The organism is Micromonospora sp. NBC_01796, from assembly GCF_035917455.1.
Classification (GTDB): Bacteria; Actinomycetota; Actinomycetes; order Mycobacteriales; family Micromonosporaceae; genus Micromonospora_G.
This window is the reverse complement of sequence record NZ_CP109078.1, coordinates 5,994,067-6,017,122: the sequence shown is the minus strand read 5'-3', so window position 1 is coordinate 6,017,122 and position 23,056 is coordinate 5,994,067. Positions and strand designations below refer to the sequence as shown.

Annotated in this window: 18 protein-coding genes; 11 read left to right on the top strand and 7 right to left on the bottom strand. The window is 67.8% G+C overall.

All coding sequences use genetic code 11. The features are described 5' to 3' along the window. Positions 1–6: 6 nt before the first annotated feature. Positions 7–2,190 (bottom strand): MMPL family transporter, encoded by a 2,184-nt coding sequence (locus OIE47_RS27400; protein WP_326557385.1) that lies wholly within the window; start codon positions 2,188–2,190, stop codon positions 7–9. Positions 2,191–2,211: 21 nt separating this feature from the next. After that, on the bottom strand, positions 2,212–3,009 hold the full coding sequence (locus tag OIE47_RS27395) for an alpha/beta fold hydrolase (RefSeq protein ID WP_326557384.1): 798 nt from the start codon (positions 3,007–3,009) through the stop codon (positions 2,212–2,214). A gap of 114 nt (positions 3,010–3,123) precedes the next feature. Here OIE47_RS27395 and OIE47_RS27390 point away from each other — a divergent pair, with 114 nt between their 5' ends. The 3 genes from OIE47_RS27390 (at position 3,124) to OIE47_RS27380 (ending at position 5,510) form a co-directional block, all read left to right on the top strand. Next, positions 3,124–3,327, top strand: coding sequence for a 2TM domain-containing protein (locus OIE47_RS27390; RefSeq protein ID WP_326557383.1), 204 nt, complete (start codon positions 3,124–3,126; stop codon positions 3,325–3,327). Between the two features lie 106 nt (positions 3,328–3,433). Beyond that, the gene (locus OIE47_RS27385; protein WP_326557382.1) at positions 3,434–4,675 is read left to right on the top strand and encodes an MFS transporter; all 1,242 of its coding nucleotides are present in this window, start codon (positions 3,434–3,436) and stop codon (positions 4,673–4,675) included. Between the two features lie 109 nt (positions 4,676–4,784). After that, complete coding sequence (locus OIE47_RS27380) at positions 4,785–5,510, top strand: alpha/beta fold hydrolase (RefSeq protein WP_326557381.1); 726 nt, start codon at positions 4,785–4,787, stop codon at positions 5,508–5,510. 210 nt (positions 5,511–5,720) lie between these two features. Here OIE47_RS27380 and OIE47_RS27375 read toward each other — a convergent pair whose 3' ends face one another. Further along, a complete protein-coding gene (locus OIE47_RS27375; RefSeq protein WP_326557380.1) occupies positions 5,721–6,752 on the bottom strand; it encodes a DUF808 domain-containing protein in 1,032 nt (343 codons plus the stop codon). 214 nt (positions 6,753–6,966) lie between these two features. Between OIE47_RS27375 and OIE47_RS27370 the strand changes: the two genes are divergently transcribed. From OIE47_RS27370 to OIE47_RS27360, 3 genes are read left to right on the top strand one after another with little or no spacing between them, the layout of a single operon-like run. Next, the gene (locus OIE47_RS27370) at positions 6,967–7,515 is read left to right on the top strand and encodes a TetR/AcrR family transcriptional regulator (RefSeq protein ID WP_326557379.1); all 549 of its coding nucleotides are present in this window, start codon (positions 6,967–6,969) and stop codon (positions 7,513–7,515) included. 42 nt (positions 7,516–7,557) lie between these two features. After that, entirely contained in the window at positions 7,558–8,304 is a 747-nt protein-coding gene (locus OIE47_RS27365; protein WP_326557378.1) for a class I SAM-dependent methyltransferase, read from the top strand. Then, entirely contained in the window at positions 8,294–8,794 is a 501-nt protein-coding gene (locus OIE47_RS27360; RefSeq protein WP_326557377.1) for a polyketide cyclase, read from the top strand. The genes OIE47_RS27365 and OIE47_RS27360 overlap by 11 nt, the downstream gene beginning before the upstream one ends. A gap of 129 nt (positions 8,795–8,923) precedes the next feature. Here the strand turns inward: OIE47_RS27360 and OIE47_RS27355 are convergent, their stop codons facing one another. The 4 genes from OIE47_RS27355 to OIE47_RS27340 all read right to left on the bottom strand — a co-directional run bounded on the left by OIE47_RS27355 (position 8,924) and on the right by OIE47_RS27340 (position 16,195). Further along, positions 8,924–12,718: a rhamnogalacturonan lyase family protein gene (locus OIE47_RS27355; RefSeq protein ID WP_326563261.1), complete on the bottom strand. Its 3,795-nt coding sequence runs from the start codon at positions 12,716–12,718 to the stop codon at positions 8,924–8,926. A 372-nt stretch (positions 12,719–13,090) separates the two neighbouring features. Further along, the gene (locus OIE47_RS27350) at positions 13,091–13,987 is read right to left on the bottom strand and encodes an MBL fold metallo-hydrolase (protein ID WP_326557376.1); all 897 of its coding nucleotides are present in this window, start codon (positions 13,985–13,987) and stop codon (positions 13,091–13,093) included. Between the two features lie 206 nt (positions 13,988–14,193). Beyond that, entirely contained in the window at positions 14,194–15,120 is a 927-nt protein-coding gene (locus tag OIE47_RS27345) for a helix-turn-helix transcriptional regulator (protein WP_326563260.1), read from the bottom strand. An 88-nt stretch (positions 15,121–15,208) separates the two neighbouring features. Then, positions 15,209–16,195, bottom strand: a complete 987-nt coding sequence (locus tag OIE47_RS27340) for a hypothetical protein (RefSeq protein WP_326557375.1) — start codon at positions 16,193–16,195, stop codon at positions 15,209–15,211. A gap of 414 nt (positions 16,196–16,609) precedes the next feature. On the opposite strand from OIE47_RS27340, the gene OIE47_RS27335 reads away from it, so the two are divergent. The 5 genes from OIE47_RS27335 to OIE47_RS27315 all read left to right on the top strand — a co-directional run bounded on the left by OIE47_RS27335 (position 16,610) and on the right by OIE47_RS27315 (position 23,034). Continuing rightward, the gene (locus OIE47_RS27335; protein WP_326557374.1) at positions 16,610–18,694 is read left to right on the top strand and encodes an alpha-L-fucosidase; all 2,085 of its coding nucleotides are present in this window, start codon (positions 16,610–16,612) and stop codon (positions 18,692–18,694) included. A gap of 116 nt (positions 18,695–18,810) precedes the next feature. Continuing rightward, the gene (locus OIE47_RS27330) at positions 18,811–20,322 is read left to right on the top strand and encodes a lactonase family protein (RefSeq protein WP_326557373.1); all 1,512 of its coding nucleotides are present in this window, start codon (positions 18,811–18,813) and stop codon (positions 20,320–20,322) included. A gap of 165 nt (positions 20,323–20,487) precedes the next feature. Then, positions 20,488–20,790 carry an urease subunit gamma gene (locus OIE47_RS27325; RefSeq protein ID WP_326557372.1) on the top strand — a complete coding sequence of 101 codons (303 nt, stop codon included), beginning with the start codon at positions 20,488–20,490 and terminating at the stop codon, positions 20,788–20,790. An 87-nt stretch (positions 20,791–20,877) separates the two neighbouring features. After that, positions 20,878–21,273, top strand: coding sequence for an urease subunit beta (gene ureB / locus OIE47_RS27320; protein ID WP_326557371.1), 396 nt, complete (start codon positions 20,878–20,880; stop codon positions 21,271–21,273). A 42-nt stretch (positions 21,274–21,315) separates the two neighbouring features. Beyond that, entirely contained in the window at positions 21,316–23,034 is a 1,719-nt protein-coding gene (locus OIE47_RS27315) for an urease subunit alpha (protein ID WP_326557370.1), read from the top strand. Positions 23,035–23,056: the final 22 nt, after the last annotated feature.

Sequence of the window (23,056 nt, the reverse complement as noted above, 5' to 3'; positions counted from 1 at the left end):
GGACAGTCAGCCGGCCGGCGTACGGGCCGGTGCGGGGTGCGGATCAGGCGTGGGCGGCGGGTCGCCACCTTCGTGGAAGCCGTGGCGGTCGTAGAAGCGCCGCAGTGGTGCCGGCGCCCACCAGTTCGTGTCCCCGAGCAGGCGCATGGTGGCCGGGACGAGCAGCGCCCGCACGATCGTCGCGTCGACCAGGACCGCGATGATCAGCGCCACCCCGATCAGTTTGATGAACGTGATGCCGGAGATGGAGAACAGCCCGATCACGACCAGGATGAGCAGGGCGGCGCTGGTGATGATCCGGCCGCTGCGCTGTAGCCCGACGGCGACCGCCATGGTGTTGTCGCCGGTCCGGTCGTACTCCTCGCGGATCCGGGACATCAGGAAGACCTCGTAGTCCATCGACAGCCCGAACACGACCGCGAGCACGAGGATCGGCTGGGTCGCCTCCAGGGTCCCGGTGGAGGTGAAGTTCAGCAGGCCGGACAGGTGGCCGTCCTGGAAAATCAGGACCAGGGCGCCGAACGAGGCACCGAGCGACAGGACGTTCATCACGATCGCCTTGATCGGCAGCACGACCGAGCCGAAAGCGAGGAACAGCAGGATGAACGTCGCGCCGACGATGATCAGCGCCATCCAGGGCAGCCGATCACCCACGGCGTCGAGCTGGTCGGCCAACCGCGCGGTCAGGCCGCCCACCAGCACCTCGCCGCCGGGCGGTGCCGGAACGGCCCGGATCCGGCTCACGAGGTCGCGTGTCTCCGCCGAGATGGGGTCGCCCAGGTAGTGGACGGTGAGCCGGGCGACGTCACCGGTCTGGCCGGTGACGTCGGCTTCGGTCACCCCGTCGACGTCCCGGACGGCGGCGACGTACCCCTCCAGACCGGCCCGGTCGGACGAGGTCACGGTCGCCTCGATCGGTAACTGGCTGTTCTGGACGAACTCACGGTCGACGGTTTCGGAGACCACCCGGCTCTCCGTACCCGCCGGAAGCACCCTGGGGTCGATGCCGCCGAACTCGACGCGCAGGAACGGCGCGCCGGCCAGGAGCAGGACCGCGAACACCCCGGCCGCGTAGATGACCGGGCGCCGCATGATGCTGTGCGCGAGCCGGTACCAGAACCCGTGCTCGACCCTGCCCACCACGGGAGCCGCCGCCGGGCGGCGCAGCAGCCGGCGCACGGACAGTGCCTCCACCCGGGGGCCCAGGACGCCGAGGAGCGCCGGCAGCACGGTCAGCGCCGCCACCATCGCCACCACGACCGCGGACAGACCACCGAAACCCATCGAGCGGAGGAAGGTCATCGGGAAGATCAGCAATCCGGCCAGCGAGACCGCGACGGTGACCCCGGAGAACGCGACGGTACGGCCGGCAGTGGCCATCGTGCGGGCGACCGCGTCCTCGGTGCTGCGCCCGTGGGCGATCTCCTCCCGGAACCGGCCGACCATGAACAGGCCGTAGTCGATCGCCAGGCCCAGCCCGAGGATCGTCACCACGTTGATCGAGAAGACGGAGACGTCCATCACGTAGCTCATGGCACGCAACGCGGCGAACGCCCCCAGGATGGCCAGACCGCCGATCGCGAGCGGCAGGCTCGCCGCGGCCACGCTGCCGAACACGAGCACCAGGAGGACGAGCAGCACCGGTATGGAGATCGTCTCGGCGAGGGCGATGTCCGCGGCGACCCGCTCACGGATGTCGCGACTGACCGCGGTGATGCCCCCGACCTGGGTCTGCAGGCCGGGGGCGGCCAGGTCCTCCTCTATCTCCTCCAGTGCTTCACCGCGCTGCGTCTCGTCGTCGCCGGCGAGGGTCAGCACCGCGTAGGTGGAACGGCGGTCCTCGCCGACCAGAGCCGGGCTGTTCGTGCTCCAGTAGGTGACCGTCCTGGTCACCACCTCGCCCGGGAGTGCGTCCAGTGTCTCGTTGACGGCCCGCTGGAAAGCCGGGTCGTCGACGGTCATCTCGGGGTTGCGGTAGAGCACCACCACGTCGTTGCCCTCACGGCCCAGCGTCGCCTGCGCGCGCTCGACCGCACGGGAACTCTCACTGGCCGGGTCGTCGAACCCCTCGGTGATCAAGGAGCCGAAGACCTGCGTTCCCCAGATGCCGCCGAACGCGATGAAGGCCACCGCGACGGCGATCACCCACCACCGTCGACGGACCATCGTCCGCCCGAGACGCTCGAACATCGCTGCCCCCCGGCCCCTTCGTCAGCGCGCGGCGCGCTTGATGAGATCCGCCGTCGCGGCGGGCTGCGCGATCATCGCGACGTGCGAGGCGTTGACCTCGACGGAGCGGGCGCCTGCCCGCTGTGCCATGAACCGCTGCGCCGCGGCGGGAATGACGTTGTCCTTGCGGGCGACGAGATACCAGGAAGGGATCGTCTTCCAGGCCGGGGCACCGGACGGCTCCCCCAGTGCGTTCACGTCGGCCGGCCGCTGCGTCGCCCACATCAGGTCGGTCGTCGCCCTCGGCACGTCGCCGGCGAACACGTCGTGGAAGACCGCCTTCTTGATGTATGCGTCGACGTGGCCCTCACCGTAGGGACGGAAGTCCAGCGCCGCCTCGTCCAGCCTGCTGCCCGGGTGCGCCGTCTGCAGACCCAGCAGCGACTCACCCTGATCGGGTACGAACGCGGCCACGTACACCAGGGCCTTGACGTTCGTGTTGCCGGCCGTGGCGTTCGTGGTGACCAGCCCGCCGTAGGAGTGCGCGACGACCACCAGCGGGCCGTCGAGGGTGGCCAGGATGCTGGCCAGGTAGGCGGAGTCGCTGCTCACGCCGCGCAGCGGATTCGCCGGGGCGATGACCGGGTAGCCGTCGCGGACGAGCCGGGTGGCCACGCCGTTCCAGCCGGAGGCGTCGGCGAACGCACCGTGCACGAGTACGACGGTCGGCTTGGGCGTACCTCCCGGCCGGGTATGTGCGTGCGCCGCGGGCGCCGCGAGCAGTGCGCCGGTCGCGGCCGCAGCGGATCCGGCCAGCAGCGTACGGCGGGTCGTCTTCATCGAAATGGTCCCTTCAACACCGGTATCAGTCTTCGGCAGCGTAGGGACGCGCACTTGACGAACACTGAAGGAGCAGTTCAATGATCGTCAAGTACGTCGACCTAGCCTGCGGAAATGAATTCGACGAAGAGCGACACCGCTCTGATGTGGGGACTGTGGTCCCACGTTGTCTCCTACGTCGTGGCGAACGCGGCCCAGGTCGTGGTGTGGTGGATTTTCGATCCGGAACATTTCTTCTGGCCGCTGTGGTCCATCCTCGCCTGGGGTGTCGGGCTGGCGTTCCACATCTGGGCGGTCTACCGACGGTTGCGGGATTGATCGGCGGTACCGCCGTGCACTCCCTCCCTCCCGCCCGCCCTCGTCCACCACTGCCGTCGCCCCGGGGTGGCACCCCTGCGACCTGTCTCCTGCCAAGGATGGAACGATGCATCGCCACGCCTACGAAGGTCAATGCGCCGCCGAATCCAGCCGGCACACCGTCGCCATGTCGCCGATCCGCAATCCGCGGCTGACACTTTTCGCGCTGGCGCTGGGCACCTTCGCGATCGGCACCGGCGAGTTCGGCAGCAACGGCATCATCCAGCTCTTCTCCGCCGATCTGGACGTGTCGATTCCGGTCGCGACGCACGCGGTCACCGCGTACGCCTTCGGAGTGGTGATCGGCTCGCCCGCGATCACCCTCCTCGCGGCCCGGGTCAACCGGCGCGCCCTGCTGCTCGGCCTGGTCGTGTTGTTCCTGGTCGGCAACGGGCTGTCCGCGGTGGCGCCGAACATCACCCTCCTCGTCGTCTTCCGGTTCATCGCCGGCAGTGTGCAGGGTGCGTTCTTCGGTGCCGGGGCCGTCGTCGCCGCTTACGTGTACGGCCCGGGGCGTGGCGGCAAGGCGTTCGCCACCGTGATGGGTGGCCTGACCGTCGCCACCATCTTCGGGTCACCGCTGGGCACCTTCATCGGCCAGAACGCCGGCTGGCGCGCCATGTACTGGGCTGTTGTCGTGGTGGGTCTGCTCGCCGGCGCCGCCCTGGTGGCGTGGCTCCCGCGCACGGACGACCTGCGCGGCACCTCGATCGCGAGCGAGCTGGGTGCCCTGCAGCGGCTCAACGTCTGGCTGATGGTCACCGTCGCGGCGCTGGGCATCTCGAGCATCTTCGCGGTCTACACGTTCATCGGCCCGTTCGTCACCGACGCCGCCCGCCGCGACGCCGCTCTCATCCCGATCGCGCTCGCGGTCTTCGGCCTCGGCATGGCAGCGGGCAACTACGTCGGTGGACGTGTCGCCGACCGGTACGAGCACCGGGGCCTGATCTGGGGTTACGGCGGTGTTCTCGCGCTCCTGGTGCTGATCGGCGTGGCCGGCGGCAACCTGGCGATCCTCCTGCCCTGCCTGTTCGGCGTCGGCGCGACCATGATGTTCGCCATCCCGACCATCCAGGTCCGGCTGACGGGTCTCGCGCCGGACGCCCCGACCCTGATGGGTGCGCTCAACCTGGCCGCTCTCAACCTGGCGAACTCTCTCGGTGCGATCGGGGGCGCGATCACTCTCGACGCGGGCTGGGGAACCCTGTCCACCGTCTGGGCCGGTTTCGTCCTGACCACCGCCGGTCTACTCCTGTACGCCGCGACCGTCGCCCGGTTGAGAACGGCGCCCGTGCCGGTCCACGCCTGAGCGACCTGCCGAATGCCGCTTTGTTCAGTACTCGTCAAGCAAGCGGCCATACGCTGACCAACGACTACCTCGACAAATCACCGAACCGAAGCAACAGATAGGAAAAGACATGCCCCAACCGACCATTGTCCTCGTCCACGGTGCCTGGGCGGACGCCTCGAGCTGGAACGCCGTCGCATCGGCCCTGCGGGGACTGGACTTCGCCGTTCTCACTCCGCCGAACCCGCTACGCGGGCTCCCCTATGACGCCGCGTACATCTCGTCGTTCCTCGCTCAGCGTACGAGCGGGCCGGTTGTGCTCGTCGGCCACTCGTACGGTGGATTCGTCATCACCAACGCCGCGACCGGCGGCGGCGACGTCCGGGCCCTGGTCTACGTCGACGCGTTCATTCCCGACGAGGGGGAGAGCGTCTTCCAGATCCTCGGCGGATCCGGGTCGGCTCTCGCCGTTCCCGACCCGTCCACCGTGTTCGACGTGGCCGGATACCCGGGCGCGCCGCAGGGCGACGCCGAGGCCTTCCTGAAGCCCGAAACGGTGCACCACTCCTTCGCACAGGACCTGCCGGAAGCCGACCGTTGGCTGATCGCCGAAGGCCAGCGGCCGATCACGCTGTCCGCGAACGCGGCCTCGTCCGGCGCGCCCGCCTGGCGGACGCTGCCGAGCTGGGTCGTCGTCGGCACCGAGGACCGGGTCATCCCGCCGGACACGCAACGCCGGATGGCCGAACGCGCGGGGGCCACGATCACCGAGGTCGCCGGCTCCCACGTCTCGATGATCTCTCATCCGAAGGTGACCCTCGACGCGATCGTGGCCGCGGCGGCCACGATCGCCTGAGTCTTCGGGCGGCGCGACACGCTGCTCGGACGGCACCACGGGTGGACCGCACGCCGCGAGCGCGCCGGACCCGCTCACGCGTGCTGACCGGGTGAGGACCTCCGGGTGGGATACGGAACATCCCGCATCGCCCCGGAGGTCCCACGCCCGGCCGGCTGGATCAAAATCTGATCCGGCTACGCCGTTGCCGGTCGAATCGATGTCCTGAGGTCAGGTGCGAGGCGCCCCGTCCGCGGAAGCGTCGCGACGCTGAGCTGCATCGGGCGGCGTCGCGGGGCTGGTGCCGTCGGTGGAAGTCGTGTCCGCCGCCGCGACAGCCTTGGCCTTGCGACGGTGGAACGTGAAGGTCATGACCACCACGACCAGCGCGCCGACGATCAGCCCGAGGATGGCACTGGCCACCGTGTTGACGAGCCAGCCGACGAGCCCGCCGAGAACACCCGTGGCGTCGCCGGCGGCTTCCTCCGCGTGGTGTACGGCGTCGTACAGAAGGTGCAGGCCCAGCTCGTCCGCGCCGACCAGCAGGATGTGTCCGCCCACCCAGAGCATCGCGGCGGTGCCGACCACCGTCAGCACGGTGAGAACCAGCGGCATCGCCTTCACCAGACCGCGGCCGAAGCTGGCGACGACGCCGGAAAGCTGCGACAGGCGCAGCCCGACATCGTCCATCTTCACGATCAGGGCCACAACGCCGTACACCAGGACGGTGATGAGAAGGGCGACGACGGCGAGGATCGCCAGGCGGGACCAGAACGGCTCTTCGATCACCTCGTTGAGGGAGATGACCATGATCTCGGCCGAGAGGATCAGGTCGGTGCGTACCGCCCCGGACACCAGCGTCGTCTCGTCCTGCGCCGTCTCCTCGCCCGCGCCGTGGGCATCGTGATGGGCGATCTTGGCCCACACCTTCTCCGCGCCTTCGTAACAAAGGTAGGCGCCGCCGAGCATCAGGATCGGGGTGAGCAGCCAGGGCACGAACTGGCTGAGCAGCAGCACCGCCGGCAGGATGATGAGGAACTTGTTGCGCAGCGACCCCACGGCAATGCGCTTGATGATCGGCAACTCGCGCTCGGCGGCCAGGTTGCGCACGTACTGCGGGGTCACGGCGGCGTCGTCCACGACGACGCCTGTGGCCTTGGCGCCGGCCTTGGCGGCAGCCACCCCGATGTCATCGACCGACGCGGCAGCGGCGCGAGCCAGCGCCGCCACGTCATCCAGCAGGGCTACGAGTCCACCGGCCAAGGGATGGTCCTTCCAGGGTTGATCAGAGTCCGGGCTGGGCCATTCTCGCTCAGGTCTCTGCCCGGGGCATGTTACCGGCCGGTCATTGACTGGCGAAAATTCGGACGCGGTCGGGCTGCCCGCCGGATCGCGAACCGGTCGTCGCTCTGGCCGACAGGGGATGCCGCAGCGCCGGGTCTTGTTTGTAAGTGGTTACTAATGTAACGCTGCGAGCATGGAAACGCAGCGCAGTACGGCACCCCGGCGACGCGCGGACGCGGTCGACATCGGCATGCGGGTGTTCGCGGACCACGGACTGACGACGGCGTCGGTGCAGAAGGTGGCCGACCGGATGGGTGTGTCACAGCCATACGTTTTCCGGCTGTTCGGCAGCAAACGCGACCTGTTCCTGGCCTGCCTCGATGAGTTGGAGACCCGTGTCCGGCAGGTGTTCCGGCAGGCGGCGGCCGAGAATCCGGAGAACCCGCTGCCGGCGATGCGCGCCGACTTCCGGGCGCTGATCGCCGACGGCGTCGTCACCGGCCTCTGGTTGCAGGCCTGCGCGGCGGCCCGCTCCGACGAGGCGGTTGCCACGCGCTGCCGGGCGGTGATCGCCGGGGTTCTCTACGAGGCCGAGCACTTGTCCAAGGCGGGACCGCAGGAGTTGCGGGGCACGCTCGCGCTCGGCGCGTTGGTGGTCATGCTGCAGGCGTTGGGCATGGATCTGAGCGCGGGCAGCCAGGCCGCGATCGACTCCCTGCGGGCAGCGGAGGCGACATCGTGAACCCGCTCCTGCTGCCCGTCGTGTGTCGAGAGGAGTAGGGCAATGGACGTCTTCGGATCGGTAGCCGATCTGTACCAGACCGTCCGGCCGGGCTATCCGCCCGAGATCGCCGACGAGATCGTCGCCTACCACGGCGGCAGGCCAGCGTCCGTGGTCGAGATCGGCGCCGGAACCGGCAAGGGAACCGAAGTGCTCGCTCGTATCGGCGCTCCCATGACCTGCATCGAGCCCGATCCCCGAATGGCGGCGTTGCTGGCGGCGCGATTTCCCGACGTTCGCATCCACGCCAGCACCTTCGAACGGTGGATGCCACCCGCCGGTGGGGTTGGCTTGCTGGCCTGCGCCATGGCTTGGCACTGGCTGGCCCCGGCCACCCGCAACGCGCACGCGCGCAGAGCACTCGCACCGGGCGGCACACTGGCAATCTTCGGGAATCGCTACGACTACGCCGATCCCGACCAAGGGGCGGCGATCCAATCCGCGCTGCACCGGATCGACCCCACCGTACGGGAGCGGCCCGCGGACTGGGTCCACCAGGACGTCGTCGACCACGGGCGGTTCGTCAACGTCCGCAAGGAGGTCTACCGGCGCGATCTGCCACTCGACAAGGAACGCTATCTCGGGCTGCTGCGTACTTTCGGGCCGTACCTGTCCCGGTCGCCGGAGCAGCAGCAGCGGGGACTGACCGCCCTCGGCAAGCTGGTCGACGACTTCGGCGGCATCGTCGTACTCGACCTGCGTACCACGCTGGTGCTGGGTCGGGCTGGACGGCGGACACATGCTCGGTGACCGGTGGGGCGTCACCGAGAGCGAGATTTTGCGCGCCTATCCGTGCGACGACTTCGTCGTCTCACCCGTACTGCAGGCATGGCGAGGGGTACGGGTGAATGCACCCGCCCCGGCGGTGTGGCCCTGGGTCACCCAGATACGGCTGGCGCCGTACTCCTATGACTGGATCGACAATCTCGGCCGCCGCTCACCTCGGCATCTGGTCGGCCTCCCCGAGCCTCGGGTGGGAGAAGCGTTCTCCAGCGTCGGTGGGCGCGAGCGGGGCAGGATCCTCTCGGTCGAGCCCGGAACACAGCTGACGGGAAGGATCATGAACGCCTGCATGTCGTACGTCCTGGTGCCCGACGAGCACAACACCACGCGTCTGCTGCTCAAGGTCGTGATGCGGACGAACCGGGTGGTCGCGCTCGGGTTGTCCGTCGGGGACCTGGTCATGGCTCGACGGCAGCTACTCACCTTCAAGCAACTCGCCGAACGCGGCGCAGGGTGAAGGATCGAGCGTCGCTCGCCGGCTGCTCGGCATGACATCTCCGGCCCTGCCGGTGTCGGATCGTCTGATCTCGGATCACGTGCAGGGAGGGCCGGCCCTTGCGGACCGACCCTCCCCTGGCGTCACCTGTCAGTAGGTACCGAGGTCCTGCCACGGACCGTTGGGATCGCCCGGCTGCTGGTTCCGGGACCACCACTTGGCCTTCCAGGTGTGGCCGTTGTACGCGACCGTCTCGCCGCCGGTGTAGACCCAGGATGCGGTCCAGGACCGGACGCCGGCGCCGGCCGAGGGGACGAGGGCGCCCTGCTCGCTCCACGAGCCAGTCGCGGTGCTACCGGGCTTCTCGTTCTGCGTCCACCACTGGGCGATGTAGATCGCCCCGTTGTAGGACACCTGGTCGCCGTTGTTGTACGCCTTCTTCGCGTCCCAGGCCGGAACCGCCGGCTTCGGCGCGACCAGCGTGAAGGTCACGGTCGTGACGTTGCCCGCCACGTCGTACGCCTTCAGCTCGTTCGCCCCGAGCACCGCCCCGAACACACCGGGCTTCACCCCGTTGAGATCGGAGTACGTGTTGTCGGCAAGGTCCTTCTCGACCCCGTTCAGGGTGAGCTTGTCAACCTTGTACTCGTCGGACAACTTGAACGACGCCACCTCTTCCCCGGCCGCAGGCGTGCCGACCGTCTCGGTCGCGCCGTCCTTCACCGTCACCGTCGGGCCGGTGACATCCAGTACGAAGGTCAGCGTCGTGACGTTGCCTGCCACGTCGTACACCTTCAGCTCGTTGCTGCCCGCCTTGCCGCCGAACGTGCCCGGCTTGACCCCGTTGAGGTCGGAGTAGGTGTTGTCGGCGAGGTTCTTCTCGACCCCGTTCAGGGTGAGCTTATCGACCTTGCCGGCGTCGGACAGCTTGAAGGAGACGTTGCTGTAGACCCCGTCCCTACCCTTCGACTCCGGCTTCACCGCGATCGCCGGAGCGGTCGTGTCGGGCCCGGCCGGGACGGAGATGTCGGTCCGCATCGCCGGCAGCTTCGCCTCGTCGCCCAGGTAGAAGCTGGCGAACCCGAACTGGTCGTAACCGGTGTTCTTGTTCGCAACCCCCATGCGGTACATCGGGTCGTGCATCAGCGTACGGATGCCGTACGCGGTCGGCGAGAGGGTCGTGACGATGGCCAGACGGTTGTCCGAGGCGCGGAGCACGAGCTCCTCGCGCCAGTCGCCCATCAGGTCGGCCTTGAGGGTGGGGGTGCTCTTGTTGCCGGTCGACGTCAGGCCGGTCGCGAGATACGAGGAGGTCGCGAAGGTCAGGTCGTTGACCGTGCTGATGGTCGCGTTGCTCGCGGCCATGGCGGTCAGGCCGCCGCCGAACCAGATGGCGTACTGGCCGCTGCTCACGTTGCTGCTGCCGTTCAGGAGCTCGCCGGTGACCATGCTCCGGGCGCCGTTCTGCGAGAATCCCTGCGCGCCCGGCCAGCGGTTGGAGAAGTTGCCGGCCACGGCGCCCTCGGCGTCGGTTCCGGCGTACACGCCGAAGACCATCGAGTTCTCGTGGACGATCTGGCCCTGGTCGTTGCGCCGCTGACCCTTCAACGGGTCGTGCGCCTCCGGGCCGGGCATCCACCCGAGCTGGTGGCCGGTACGGATGTCGTCCAGCAGGTTTTCCTCGCTGCCGGACCACATGCGGAACTCGTTGTCCTTGTCGACCGGAAGCAGCGCGCTGCGGTCGCCGTGGCGGAGCGGGGCCCAGACGTTCAGCGGGTTGTTCCGTACGGCGTCGGTGGCGAACTCGAAGGTGTTGGCAACCGGAGGAACGCTGTTCTGACCCTCGATCGTCGGCATGGTGTCGCCGTTGATCACCTCGGGCAGGATCTTGGTGCCGTCGGCGTTCAGGTCGAGAACCATGGCCTTCATGACGATCTCGTCCCGACCGTCGCCGTCGAGGTCGCCGGACTGGGTCTGGTGGTTGCCACGGTTCTGGTAGTCGTAGGCGCTGCCGCCCAGGGACCAGTACTGCGGGTCGGCCGAGTCGAAGCTGGCCTGAAGTCTGACCTTGCCGTCCACGATGGTGAAGGCGGCCATGGTCGTCCTGGCGTAGTAGCCACGCTGGGAGACCGCGTAGTTGTGCTTGCCGTCCAGAGCTGCCACGACACCGACGTAGCGGTTGGCGCGGTTGCCCTGCGCGTCACCCCACACGGCTGCCTTCCAGGGGTGTTCCAGCCAGTAGGCCTCCGAGGGGGCCATCATCTGCGACTTGTAGTCGGCAGGGCCGCTGCCCGCGCCGGGGCCGGGGAAGGCGAGGTACGAGAAGTTGCCGCGCTGGGTGGCGGGCGTCATGGCCCAGTTGTCACCGTCGACGCTGCCCTCGTAGCGGAACGGGTACGCGGCGCTGTCCACGAGCACGCCCTTGGCGGCGCCGGCGTCCCACTTGAATGCCGAGAAGAACTCCTGGTCATCCTTTGCCGGACCGATCGGGCCAACGTGGTAGGTCTTGATCCACCGCTTGAGAGCCGGATCGTTGGGTCCGTCGTTGCCGCCTCCGGCCACCGGGACGCGGTAGCTGATGGCGAAGCTGTTCAGCAGCGACCAGTAGGTGTCGAGTGCACCGGTGTTGCCGGTGGTGAAGTACTCCTTGAACTTGTCCGTGGTGGCGTTCAGGCCGTCCTGGCCGCCCACGACGCCGGAGTCCGGATACACGACGGACTGCGACGCCTCGTCCCAGTTGCCGACCCGGGTGCCCAGGGCGGTCTTGAGCATCAGTTCGGACTTGCCGTCACCGTCGAAGTCCTCGGCGAACAGGGTGGTCTCGTGGTCGTTGCCCGCCCGCACGTTGTAGCCCATGTCGACGCGGAACAGCAGGGTCCCGTCCAGCTTGTAGACGTCGACGTACTCCGGGGCGGTGGTGGTGTTGCTGCCGCCGAAGATCGGCTCGGAGTACATGGGGTCCTGCTGGGTGCTGCGCCACTTGACGACGATTTCGTACTCGCCGTCGCCGTCGAAGTCACCCACGGTCATGTCGTGCGTGGAGTAGGTGCTGCTCTGCGACGTGTAAACCGCGCCGGTGCTGGTCTTCGCGTAGGGAAGCGAGGTGCCGGCGTCGAGGTTCTCCACGTACTTGACGAACTCGGCTTCCAGCTCTTTGTACAGCGCTTCCGTGATCTTGCCGTTGACGAGGGAGTTCGTCAGCGGCCGAGCGGTGGTGTAGGTGGCGACCCCGAGCGCGTTGGGGGTCGTGTTGTGCTCGTTGAGCTTCGCGACCCAACCGTCGAGCTGCTCCTGGGTCACGGTCGCCTGGTCGTCGTACGCCACCCGGAACCCGCGCAGGAGATCCATGTCGACGACGTACCAGTTCTGGTTTGCCGTGCCCGGGATGACCATGTTGGCCGCGTTCATGTTGGTGCCCGGGCCGAACCGCTGGTTGCGGTAGGTGAAGTGGGCGAGCGGTACGGGTGCCGGGGCGGGCTTGAGCGGGATGTAACTCGCCGCACCCCGGTTGGCCTGGCCTGCCTGGCCGGCCAGGGCTGACAGCATGGGCACGCTCATGCCCTGCCTCGCGCCCTCGACGCCGCCGATGACCGGGGCGACCTCGTAGATGGAGGTGAGAACGCCGTCGGGGTCGGTGTAGTTCGAGGGGGTGACGTCTTCCTTCACGATGCCGGGGTTCGTGTCGTAGTCGCTCTCCGGCTGAACATCCCGGGGCGCGATCGTGGTGATCTTCACGAAGTCCGCATTGCCGTCTTTGCGGTAGAGGTTCCAGGAGATGCCGTCAGGTTCGTTGCCCAGGAAGCGCCAGCTCAGGAAGATGCCGTCGGCAGTCTGGGCGGCAACCAGGCCACGGGTCAGATACTCCATCTGCCGCGAACCGGACGCGGGGGCAGCGCTCGCCGCCGGAGGGGTGATACCGAACATGGGCAGGCTCACGGCCAGCACCAGGGGCAAGGGTACGAGTCTACGCAGTGTTTTTCGCACTTTTGTTCTCCATCTCGCATCGCCCTCCGTTGGGCAAGCGCTTTCCCGCATCCTGCCCCGTCCCGCTCCATCGCGCAAGATCCAACGTTCAGTTCGCGATCATGGGCCTCTCCGGGACCGCCACACACGGTGTGAGCTGGGCGTTAGTCGGCTTTCACACGTTCTGCACGTGACGTCCGGACTGCTGTAGATGATCATGATGAGGCTGTTCCGCCGGTTCGCCTCTCTCGCCGAGGGCGCTGACCCGAAGACCGTCGAGTCACCCGTGCTACCGCACGACGGCGAGGGGAGCCCGCCGCCGTCGGGTGACGGCGACGGGCTCGAAACGAAGGGTCAGTATCTGGGGAACGCACCCCACCGCTTGACGGCGTACGACTCGCCGTGCCGGTTGATTTCGAGTGCGGAATGGCCGCTGAAGTGTGCCGGCAGTACCAACGACCGGGTCTCGGCTGCCCAGTCGAGCAGGCGGCGTCGGGTGACCGCGGCCTGGGCAGGGTCCTCACAGAAGCAGCTGCTGTGGGCGTGGTGGTGCAGCTGCAACGGGGTGTGGACGATGTCACCGGCGAACAGCGCCCGGTCGCCACCCGACCTCAGCTTGATCACGGCGTGGCCGGGCGTGTGCCCCGGCGCGGCTTCCAGCCGCAGATTGCCATCGATCGGGTAGCTGTCCTCCCACAGTCGCACCTGTCCGGCAGCATGCACCGGGGCGATGCTGTCGTCGTACGCGTTCTCGTTGACGCTTCCCGGAATGCCGGGGTTGTTCGCGGGATTCCAGTGGTGGAAGTCGGCGGCGGGCATCAGGTAGGTGGCGTTCGGGAACGTCGGCAGCCACTGGCCGTCGACGAGCCGGGTGTTCCACCCGACGTGGTCCACGTGCAGATGCGTGTTGACCACCAGGTCGATGTCCTCGGGCTTGACCCCGGCCGCGGCGAGCCGTCCCAGGTAGGCCACCTGCTGCTGGTGCCACGGCGGCACCGCCGGCCGGTTCTTGTCGTTGCCGATGCCGGTGTCGATCAGGATGTTGCGGCCCTCACTGCGCAGCAGCCAGCTCTGCATGGCAACGTGCACCATTCCGTCGTCGGCGCCGAGATGGTCCGGGACCAGAAGGTCACGGTGCGCCCGCCAGGCCTCGTCCGGCATGGCGGGAAAGAAGGCACCGGTCGGCATGATCGGGCCGTGCGTCTCCTCGACACGGATAACGGTGACGTCGCCGAGCTTGATCTCTTGCATGGGAATCTCCAGGGAAAACGGGGTCGGTGACGCGGCAAGGAAGGCCAGCGCCATATTGGGTCGACGGCGGTGGTGTGGACGGCACCGAGCACACGGACGGTGCGGGCGGTTCTTCCTTTCTCAGTGCCTTGTCGATTCGGGTGGTGCGGGCGCGAAGGGTCCGGCGCTCCTTTCGGAGCACCTCGTTTCGGCCGGCGAGAAAGGCGCTATTCGCGCGCGGAAAGGGGGTGTGGCGCGACGGTACGGGTGGTGACGGCGCTGTGCACGAGCAGGGTCATCGCCGCGTGCGACGCCGAGCCGGGCTCGGTGGTGGCGACGACGATCGCCTGGCCGTCCTCGGTCCGCAGGGTCTGCTGGGTCACCGAGATGACACCGACCAGCGGGTGGCGCATCTCGTAGACGGCGTCCCCACCGGCCTTGACCCGATGGTCGGCCCACATCGCGGCGAACTGCGGGTTCTTCACCGCCAGCTCCCCTACCAGCGCGGACATCAGCGAGTCGTCCGGATACTGCCCGGCGGCCATCCGCAGCGTCCCCACCACCGCCCGGGCCTTCGCAGACCAGTCCGCGTACAACTCGCGGGTGTGCGCGTCCAGGAACAGCAGCCGCGCCATGTTGGGACGTTGGTCCGGCCGTTGCGGGAGGTCCGGGTCCAGGTGGCCGGCGAACAGGACATGCCCGGAGGTGTTCCAGGCCAGCACGTCGCTACGCCGGCCGAGCACCACCACGGGTACGTCACCCAGCGCCGCGACCAGTTGGTGTACGGCCGGGCTGACCCGCTCCGGTGCCGGGCGACGTGTCGGGTGGCGGCGGCGGGTCCCGACCGCAAGCTCGTGCAGGTGGCGGCGTTCTGCGTCGTCGAGCCGTAGTGCCCGGGCGAGGGCGTCCAGCACTTCGGGCGAGGCGTTGACTGCCTGGCCCTGCTCCAGGCGCGAATAGTACGAAGCGCTGACCCCGGCCAGCAGAGCCAGTTCCTCCCGGCGCAGCCCCCGGACCCGGCGCCGGTCACCGTAGGTGGCCACGCCAATGTCCTCCGGCCGCAACTGAGAGCGTCGAGCCTGCAGGAATTCGCCGAGCTGTCGTTTCGCGTCCACGCCTCGAAGTATCGCGACCGTTCCCGGACCCAACCACATCCTGCCAGGGACAGGCACCGCGCCACGTTGGCCAATCCCGATTCGACGGCGACCGCGTGTGTCCAGGGTGAGGTGGGTGTCTCGGGGCCTACGGTCCTTCGAAGGTCAGGTACGGCAGTGTCATGGTGTGGATCACCACCGGGGTCGCACTGGCGAAGTCGGTGCCGCCGTGCCACCGGACGCCGCTCGGGCAGAGACACTCCCACTTGACCTGCTGACCGCCGAGGACCATGGGGCGAACGTGGTGGTTGGCGTCGTCGTCCTCCCCGAAGGCCACCGCCTCTCCGGTCGCCACGTTACGCATCACCAGGCGGAGCGGGCCCGGTGGCTCGTCCGGGATGCGCACCCCGACATATGTTCCGCCGGACAGACTGAAGAGGTACGGCTCCGTCGCGCCGATCGTCGCCGGCGCCAGGTCGGCAAGCAACCGGTTGCCCACCTGCCCGCTCCACTGGTACGGGTGCTGGTCGGACTTGAACAGCAGTGGCCACTCGTACGGGCCGAGCCAGTCGATGCGGAACGAGCCGTCGTCGGCGATCGGCGAATAGCGCAGGTCCCGTTGATTGTCCGGGGTCGGGCTGACAATGCCGACGGTGCCGTTCACGATCTGCCGCCCCGGGCCGGGGCGCCGTTGCCCGACGATGGTGGCCCGGTCATCCAGCTCGATCTTCGGCACCGGCTTCGTCTCGCCGGTGTCCAGCGTGATCCGCCGGGCGGTCTTCTGCGATCCTGTGCCACCGTCCGGGCCGACCCACTGGGCGCCGTACCGGCTGCCCGAGTCCGGCAACACGAACAGGTTGTACGCACCGGCCGCCGGCACCTCAACCCGAACACGGCCGTCGGCGTCGCTGCGGGCCGGACAGAGATCCGGCCAGCTGAAGGTCAGCACCGGGGTGGCGAAGACACAGATGTTCCGCGCCGGAAGATCGGTGCCCTGTTGGACGAGCTTCGTCGTGATGGTCGCGCCGGTCGGGTCGCCGGCCTGCGCGGCGTATGCCGGGGTGCCGACGGCCAACGCGACGATGAGTACCGGAGTGAGCACAAGCCCGAGCCGGCGCGGGAGGACTCTCTTCATCCTTGCTCCCCTGCGGTCGTTGGAGAGGGGTCCGGTCAGGGAATCCGCTCGACCTCGGGGTCCCTCGTGCAAGCACGCTAGCCGGTCGACCTGATCGTGCACAGTGGACGACCGGCCAGGTGATCAACGACCGGGCGTGAGCCGATCAGGTTGCTTCACGCATGGCGGATTTGCTCAAGGTGGCCCCCAATCTCGAAACTCGTCCGATGAATCCACCAGGGTACCCACGGTTTGGCGGTGTCCATCCCGAGCGACGAGACCGAGTCATTGACATACGTCCGATGTTTCGGGAACATTATCGAGTCATTTCTATCTCTCGAACATCCACCGCCGGCCGCCCCCGGCACCGTGGATGGCGCGCGCGCAGGAGAGGACACCATGCGATCAGCATTCCGAGCAGGACTGTCGTTGCTCATGGCGATTGCCGCGACGGTCGTCGTCCCATCGGCACCGGCCGCCGCCGCTCCGGGCGACAACTACGTCGTCGATGACGCCTTGAGCGGATCACGTACCCGCTGGTTCGACGAGGCACGCTTCGGCATGTTCATCCACTTCGGTCCGTACGCCGTCTACCAGGGCCAGTACGGAACGTGTCGCGAGGTCGAATGGATCAAGCGGCAGTGCAACATCCCGTGGAGCGACTACGAGGCCAAGGCCGCCACCTTCAACCCTGCGTCCTTCGACGCGAACGCGATCGTGCAGATGGCCAAGCAGGCAGGCCAGAAGTACATCGTGATCACCTCCAAGCACCACGACGGGTTCGCCATGTGGCCCACCGGCGTCAACCGATGGAACCTGCGCGACCACTCCGGCTTCTCCCGCGACCTCCTGCGCGAACTCAAGGACGCGGCGACCGCCAACGGCATCAAACTCGGTTTCTACTACTCGATCTGGGACTGGCACGAGCCGGATTTTGTCGCGAACTTCCCGGCGTACGTCACCAAGATGAAGGCACAACTGCAGGAACTCGTGACCAACTACGACCCCGCGCTGCTGTGGTTCGACGGCGAGTGGACCGAGACCAACCCCACCAACCCGTGGTCCGAGCAGAACGGCGAGGACCTGGAGCGGTTCGTACGCGGCATCTCACCCCAGATCATCACCAACAACCGGATCGGCAAGCGCCGCCCCGTCGACGGCGACTACGGCACCCCTGAGCAGGCTCTCGCCGGCTCCCCGCCATCGGCACAACTGCAGGAAACCTGCATGACCATCAACAACACCTGGGGATACGCGGCCTGGGACACCAACTTCAAGTCACCGACCCAACTCGTACGCGACCTGGCCAGCGTGACGAGCAACGGCGCCAACCTGCTGCTCAACATCGGCCCGACCCCCACCGGTACGGTCACGGCGGGGCAGTCCGGTGCCCTGAACGGCGTCGGAAACTGGATGACGACCAACAGCGCGGCCATCACCGGCGCCGGCTACACCGGTCTGGTCGCCCAGCCGTCCTGGGGCAAGGTCACCCGCAAGGGCAACAAGCTGTATCTCATCGTCAACAACTGGGCCACGACTCTGCACCTCAGCCAACGGTCGCCGTTCACGGTCACGGGTGCGCGGGTGCTCGGCAGCGCCTCACCGGTGAGTGTGCGCGCCGCCGGTGACGGCTACGACTTCCTACCGAGCGGCGGCGCCACCAACGCCATCGCCACCGTCATCGAGGCCGACATCAGCACCCCCACGCCCGCCGCGGTCGGCACCGGCTCCGGACTCAGGGCGGAGTTCTGGAACAACACCACGTTCACCGGTACGCCAGCGGTCACCCGTACGGATCCGACCGTCAACTACGCATGGCGTTTCAGCGGCTCCCCCGCCCCCTCGATCGGCACCGACAACTTCGCCAGCCGCTGGACCGGCTCGATCGAGGCGCGATACTCCGAGCGGTACACCTTCACCGCCGTGTCGGACGACACGGTCCGGCTCTGGATCGACGGGCAACTCGTCATCGACAACGCCACGCCCCACGCACCAGCCGTCGACCAGGGCAGCGTCACCCTCACCGCCGGCCGTCACGACATCCGCCTGGAACAGACCGACCAGGGCGGCTCGGCATACATGAAGCTCATCTGGAGCAGCCCCAACACACCCGCCCAGGTCGTGCCCCGGTCGCAGCTCTATCCGAGCACCGGCACGGTCCAGCGGCTCAACGACAGCGTGGCGACCTACAGCACCGGCTGGGCGGTCAGCAGCAACCGCGGCCTCGGCGACTACAACGACGACGTGCACTACACGACCAGCAACGGCGGGTCCTTCACCTACACGTTCAACGGCACCGGCATCGACTACCTGTCGGAGCGCTACTCCGACCAGGGCCTGGTGGACATCTACCTCGACGGTGTCCTGCGAGCCACGGTCGACACGAGCAGCAGCACCCGCCTGGCGCAACAGGTCATCTACAGCGTCCGCGGACTACCGCAGGGTTCGCACACCCTGCGCGGCGTCAAACGATCGGGAACGTACATGCTCGTGGATCGCTTCGACGTAGTCGCCTCGTAGCGCGGTGGGCCGGCGGGGTTCAGGCCCCGCCGGCCCACGGCCGGAGCGACCGGGACCGACCGACCGGACCTCGCGGGCCATACCCCCGACCACCAGATTCCGCGAGACAGGACCTGGTGCACGAGGTCTGCTGTCCCGGTCGGCGTCTGCCCGTTGGTTCCGCCCGAGAGAATCACCGGAAAGGCGATCTGGACCTGCTCCGCGCATTAGGCTCGAACCCGGACTTGAGCTGCTTCGCCGGGGCGTCGGGCCACAGCCACGGCAGTCTCGATTCATCTCCAAGCCGGGTTCTTGGCCGGAAGACCGTAGCGAGGACCGATCTGTCCAACGGAACCGTGGATACGGGGGAGACGCGGATGTCGGATGAGCGATCCGTGCCGGGTGAGGCCGCGGGCGGTGGAAAGCGGCGGGGCGGACATCTGTACCTGCAGACCAACGAGACCGCCAACGCCGTCATCCACTATGTCCGATCTCCCAATGTCGAGATCAGCGAGGTGGACAGGACTCTCACGGGCGGTACCGGCTCCGGGCCCTTCAAGCCGATCAGCGGCCAGCCCAGCGCACCGAACGCGTTCGAGGGCGCGGCCAGCGTCATCCTGACCCCGGATCTACGGTTCCTGTTCGCCACCAACGGCGGGGACAATTCCGTCTCCAGTTTCGGTGTCGGCGCGGATGGCAGTCTCACGCTGCTGGATGTCAAGCCGACCGGCAACGCGGTGACCGGACGGAGTGGTACCGCCAAGTCCCTGGCCTATTCCCCGTCGAGCGGCACCTTGTTCGTTCTGCACGCGTTCGGGCCGGATCATCTGCGGCTGATGTCGGTCGACGACAACGGGAAGCTGGCAGTGCGCCTGGAACGCTACTCGGTGAATACGTCGGACAAAGCCGATCGCGTGGCCACCATGGTCAAGCTTGCGCCGGAGGGCCGGTTCCTCTTCGTCGGCACCACGTTCGACCAGCCACCCACCGCGAATCCGGACGGCTCGGCGATCCTCTGGGTACGAGGACCGGACGGTGCGCCGAAGTCGATCGCCTCGAACGAACCGGACCCGGACGGCCTGGTCACCTTTCCCGTGACCGGGGACGGCACGCTCGGCGCGCCGTCGTTCCACGACGCGAACGGCGGCTCCCCTTTCTATATCGCCTTCTTGCGGAGCAGGCCGGACACCTTTATCGTCGGGGAGGCGGTCGGCGACGGGGTCGCCATGGGCAGCATCGACTCGGCCGGGCGGGTCGACATCGGTCCGGTCGTGGAGATCGACACGAGCGCGGGGAAGCCCTCCGAGCTCTGCTGGCTGGCGATCTCGCCGGACGACCGAATGGTGTTCGCCACGAACTTCGGCTACAGCAACATCAGCAGCTTCCACATCGACGGCACCGAACTCTCCATCGCGCGGGACCCCGCCTGCCCGAGGGTTCCCGGCGACGGCACCTTCAGGGCGCTCAACGGCACCGTGAGCAGCGGTCCGAGTGACAACTGGATCACGCCGGACGGCGCGTACCTCTACCAGATCTACGGGAACGCCGCCAAGCTGGTCGGCTATGCCGTCCAACCCGACGGCGCCCTCCAACCGGTCTCCAGCACGAGCATCCCGTACAACAGCCCGCAGGGTCTGGCCGGCATCTGATCCGGTCCACTCGACTCTTCGCGCCACGCGCTCGGCGAATCTCGAGGGGGATTTACCGCTATTAGCCCCTCATGGCCGGTTTGGCGGCTTATCGTGGGACGAACCCACTCCCCCACCGTGCCCCGTCATCGCCACGCGGCAATCGGCCCCGAAAGGACGGGCGACATGTACCTGACTCCGCGGGAGTTGGACAAGCTGACCATTCTTTCCATGGCCCAGATCGCCACGGCACGCAAGAACAGGGGCCTCAAGCTCAATCACCCGGAGGCGGTCGCCATCGTCGCCGCCGCAGCCCTGGAAGGCGCCCGGGAGGGCAAGACCCTCGAGGAGGTGCTGCACGACGCGAGCCACGTCCTCACCAAGAGCGACGTCATGGAGGGGGTGGCCGACCTGGTGCCGATGCTCCAGGTCGAGGCGGTGTTCACCGACGGCAGCCGCCTCGTCAGCGTACATTCGCCCATCCGGTAGCAGGACGAGCACGCCCGACCCGAATGCGAGGCAGAAGTGCCGGAACCCCAGGGCCAACCCGGCCCCGATCCCGAAGGACCGGGACCGGTGGGCGGTTACGTCCTCTCGAGCACGCCGGTGGAGCTGAACGCCGGGCGCCCGACCCTCCGGATCGAGGTGTGCAACACCGGGGACCGCCCGATCCAGGTGGGCTCGCACTTCCACTTCTACGAGACGAATCGTTGCCTCACCTTCGACCGCGAGGCAACCTTCGGCTGGCGTCTGGACATACCAGCCGCCACCTCGGTCCGTTTCGAGCCAGGCGACAAGAAGACGGTCCAGCTCGTCCCGTACGGGGGACGACAGCGGGTGTACGGCTTCAACGGCCTGGTGAACGGTTGGACCGGCGGCGGTCCGGCCGGGTATCAACCCGCGCGGGCAGAGGCGATGGTTCGCGCCCGGATCCGGGGCTTCGGGTCGGACGGCACCCGCGATGAGCGGTAGGCCGGATCGACGGGACGCCGACAGCGGGCCCGGGAGCAGGCGATGAGTCAGATATCCAGGCAGGAGTACGCCGGACTGTACGGGCCGACGACCGGGGACAAGATCCGGTTGGGCGACACGGAGCTCTACATCGAGATCGAGAAGGACCTGCGCAGCCTCGGCGACGAGGCCGTGTACGGCGGGGGCAAGACCCTGCGGGACGGCATGGGCGCGAACGCCGAGCTGACCAACGCCAACGGGGCATTGGACCTGGTCATAACGAACGTGACCATCCTCGACGCGCAGGTCGGCGTGGTGAAGGCCGACGTGGGGATCAAGGACGGAAGGATCGTCGGGATCGGCAAGGCCGGCAACCCCGACATCATGAACGGTGTCAGTCCCAGCCTGGTGATCGGAACGGGCACCGACGCCATAGCCGGCGAGCACCTCATCCTGACCGCCGGCGGCATCGACGCGCACGCCCACCTGATCGCGCCGCAGCAGGCGTACGCCGCGCTCAGTAACGGCATCACCACCATCTGGGGTGGAGGCACCGGCCCGACCGACAGCTCGAACGGCGTGAACTGCACCCCGGGCCCGTGGAACCTGCACGCCATGATGCGCGCGTTCGAGGGCATTCCGATCAACATCGGCCTCCTGGCCAAGGGCAGCAGTTCCGGCGCGGGTCCACTGGAGGAGCAGGCGCTCGCGGGTGCCGCCGGTTACAAGATCCACGAGGACTGGGGTGCGACGCCGGAGGCGATCCGTACGGTGCTGGCGGCGGCGGAGCGGTTCGACGTCCAGGTCGCCATCCACACGGACACGTTCAACGAGAGCGGCTACATCGAGGACAGCATCGCCGCCTTCGAGGGTCGAACCATCCACACGTACCACACCGAGGGTGCCGGCGGCGGCCATGCGCCGGACATCATCAAGGTGGCCGGCGAGATGAACTGCCTGCCGAGCTCCACCACGCCCACCAACCCCTACGGGGTGAACAGCCAGGCAGAGCTGTTCGACATGACGATGGTGACCCACAACTTCAACCCGAAGGTCCCGTCCGACGTGGCGCTCGTGGAGAGCCGGGTCCGCCCGGAGACGATCGCCGCCGAGGACGTCCTGCACGATCTGGGCGTCATCTCGATGATGTCCAGCGACTCCCAGGCGATGGGCCGGATCGGGGAGAACTGGCTGCGGATCATGCAACTGGCCAGCGTCATGAAGGTGGCCCGCGGCAAGCTCGCGGAGGACTCACCGGACAACGACAACTTCCGGGTACTCCGGTACGTGGCGAAGATAACCATCAATCCGGCGATCACCCAGGGTATCGCTGACGTACTCGGGTCCATCGAGCCCGGCAAGATCGCCGACCTGGTGCTGTGGGAGCCGGCCTTCTTCGGCGCCAAGCCGAAAATGATCATCAAGAACGGCCAGATCCTCTGGTCGATCATGGGTGACCCGAACGCGTCCATACCCACCCCGCAGCCCGTCCTCTACCGACCGATGTTCGGCGCGTACGGCACGGCGCTGAGTGAGAACTGCGTGACCTTCCTGTCGAAGGCGGGTTACGAGGCCGGCGTCGGAGAGAAACTCGGCCTACGCCGTCAGGTCCTGCCCGTACGCGGAACGCGGGGTCTGACCAAGCTCGACATGGTACGCAATGACGTCCTGCCGCGGATCGAGGTGGACCCGGAGACCTTCGCGGTGAAGGTCGACGGCGTGCATGCCACCGTCCCACCGGCCAGGAACCTCCCGCTCAGCCAGCTGTACTTCTTCAGCTGACGGCCGGCGCAGGCAACAGAGG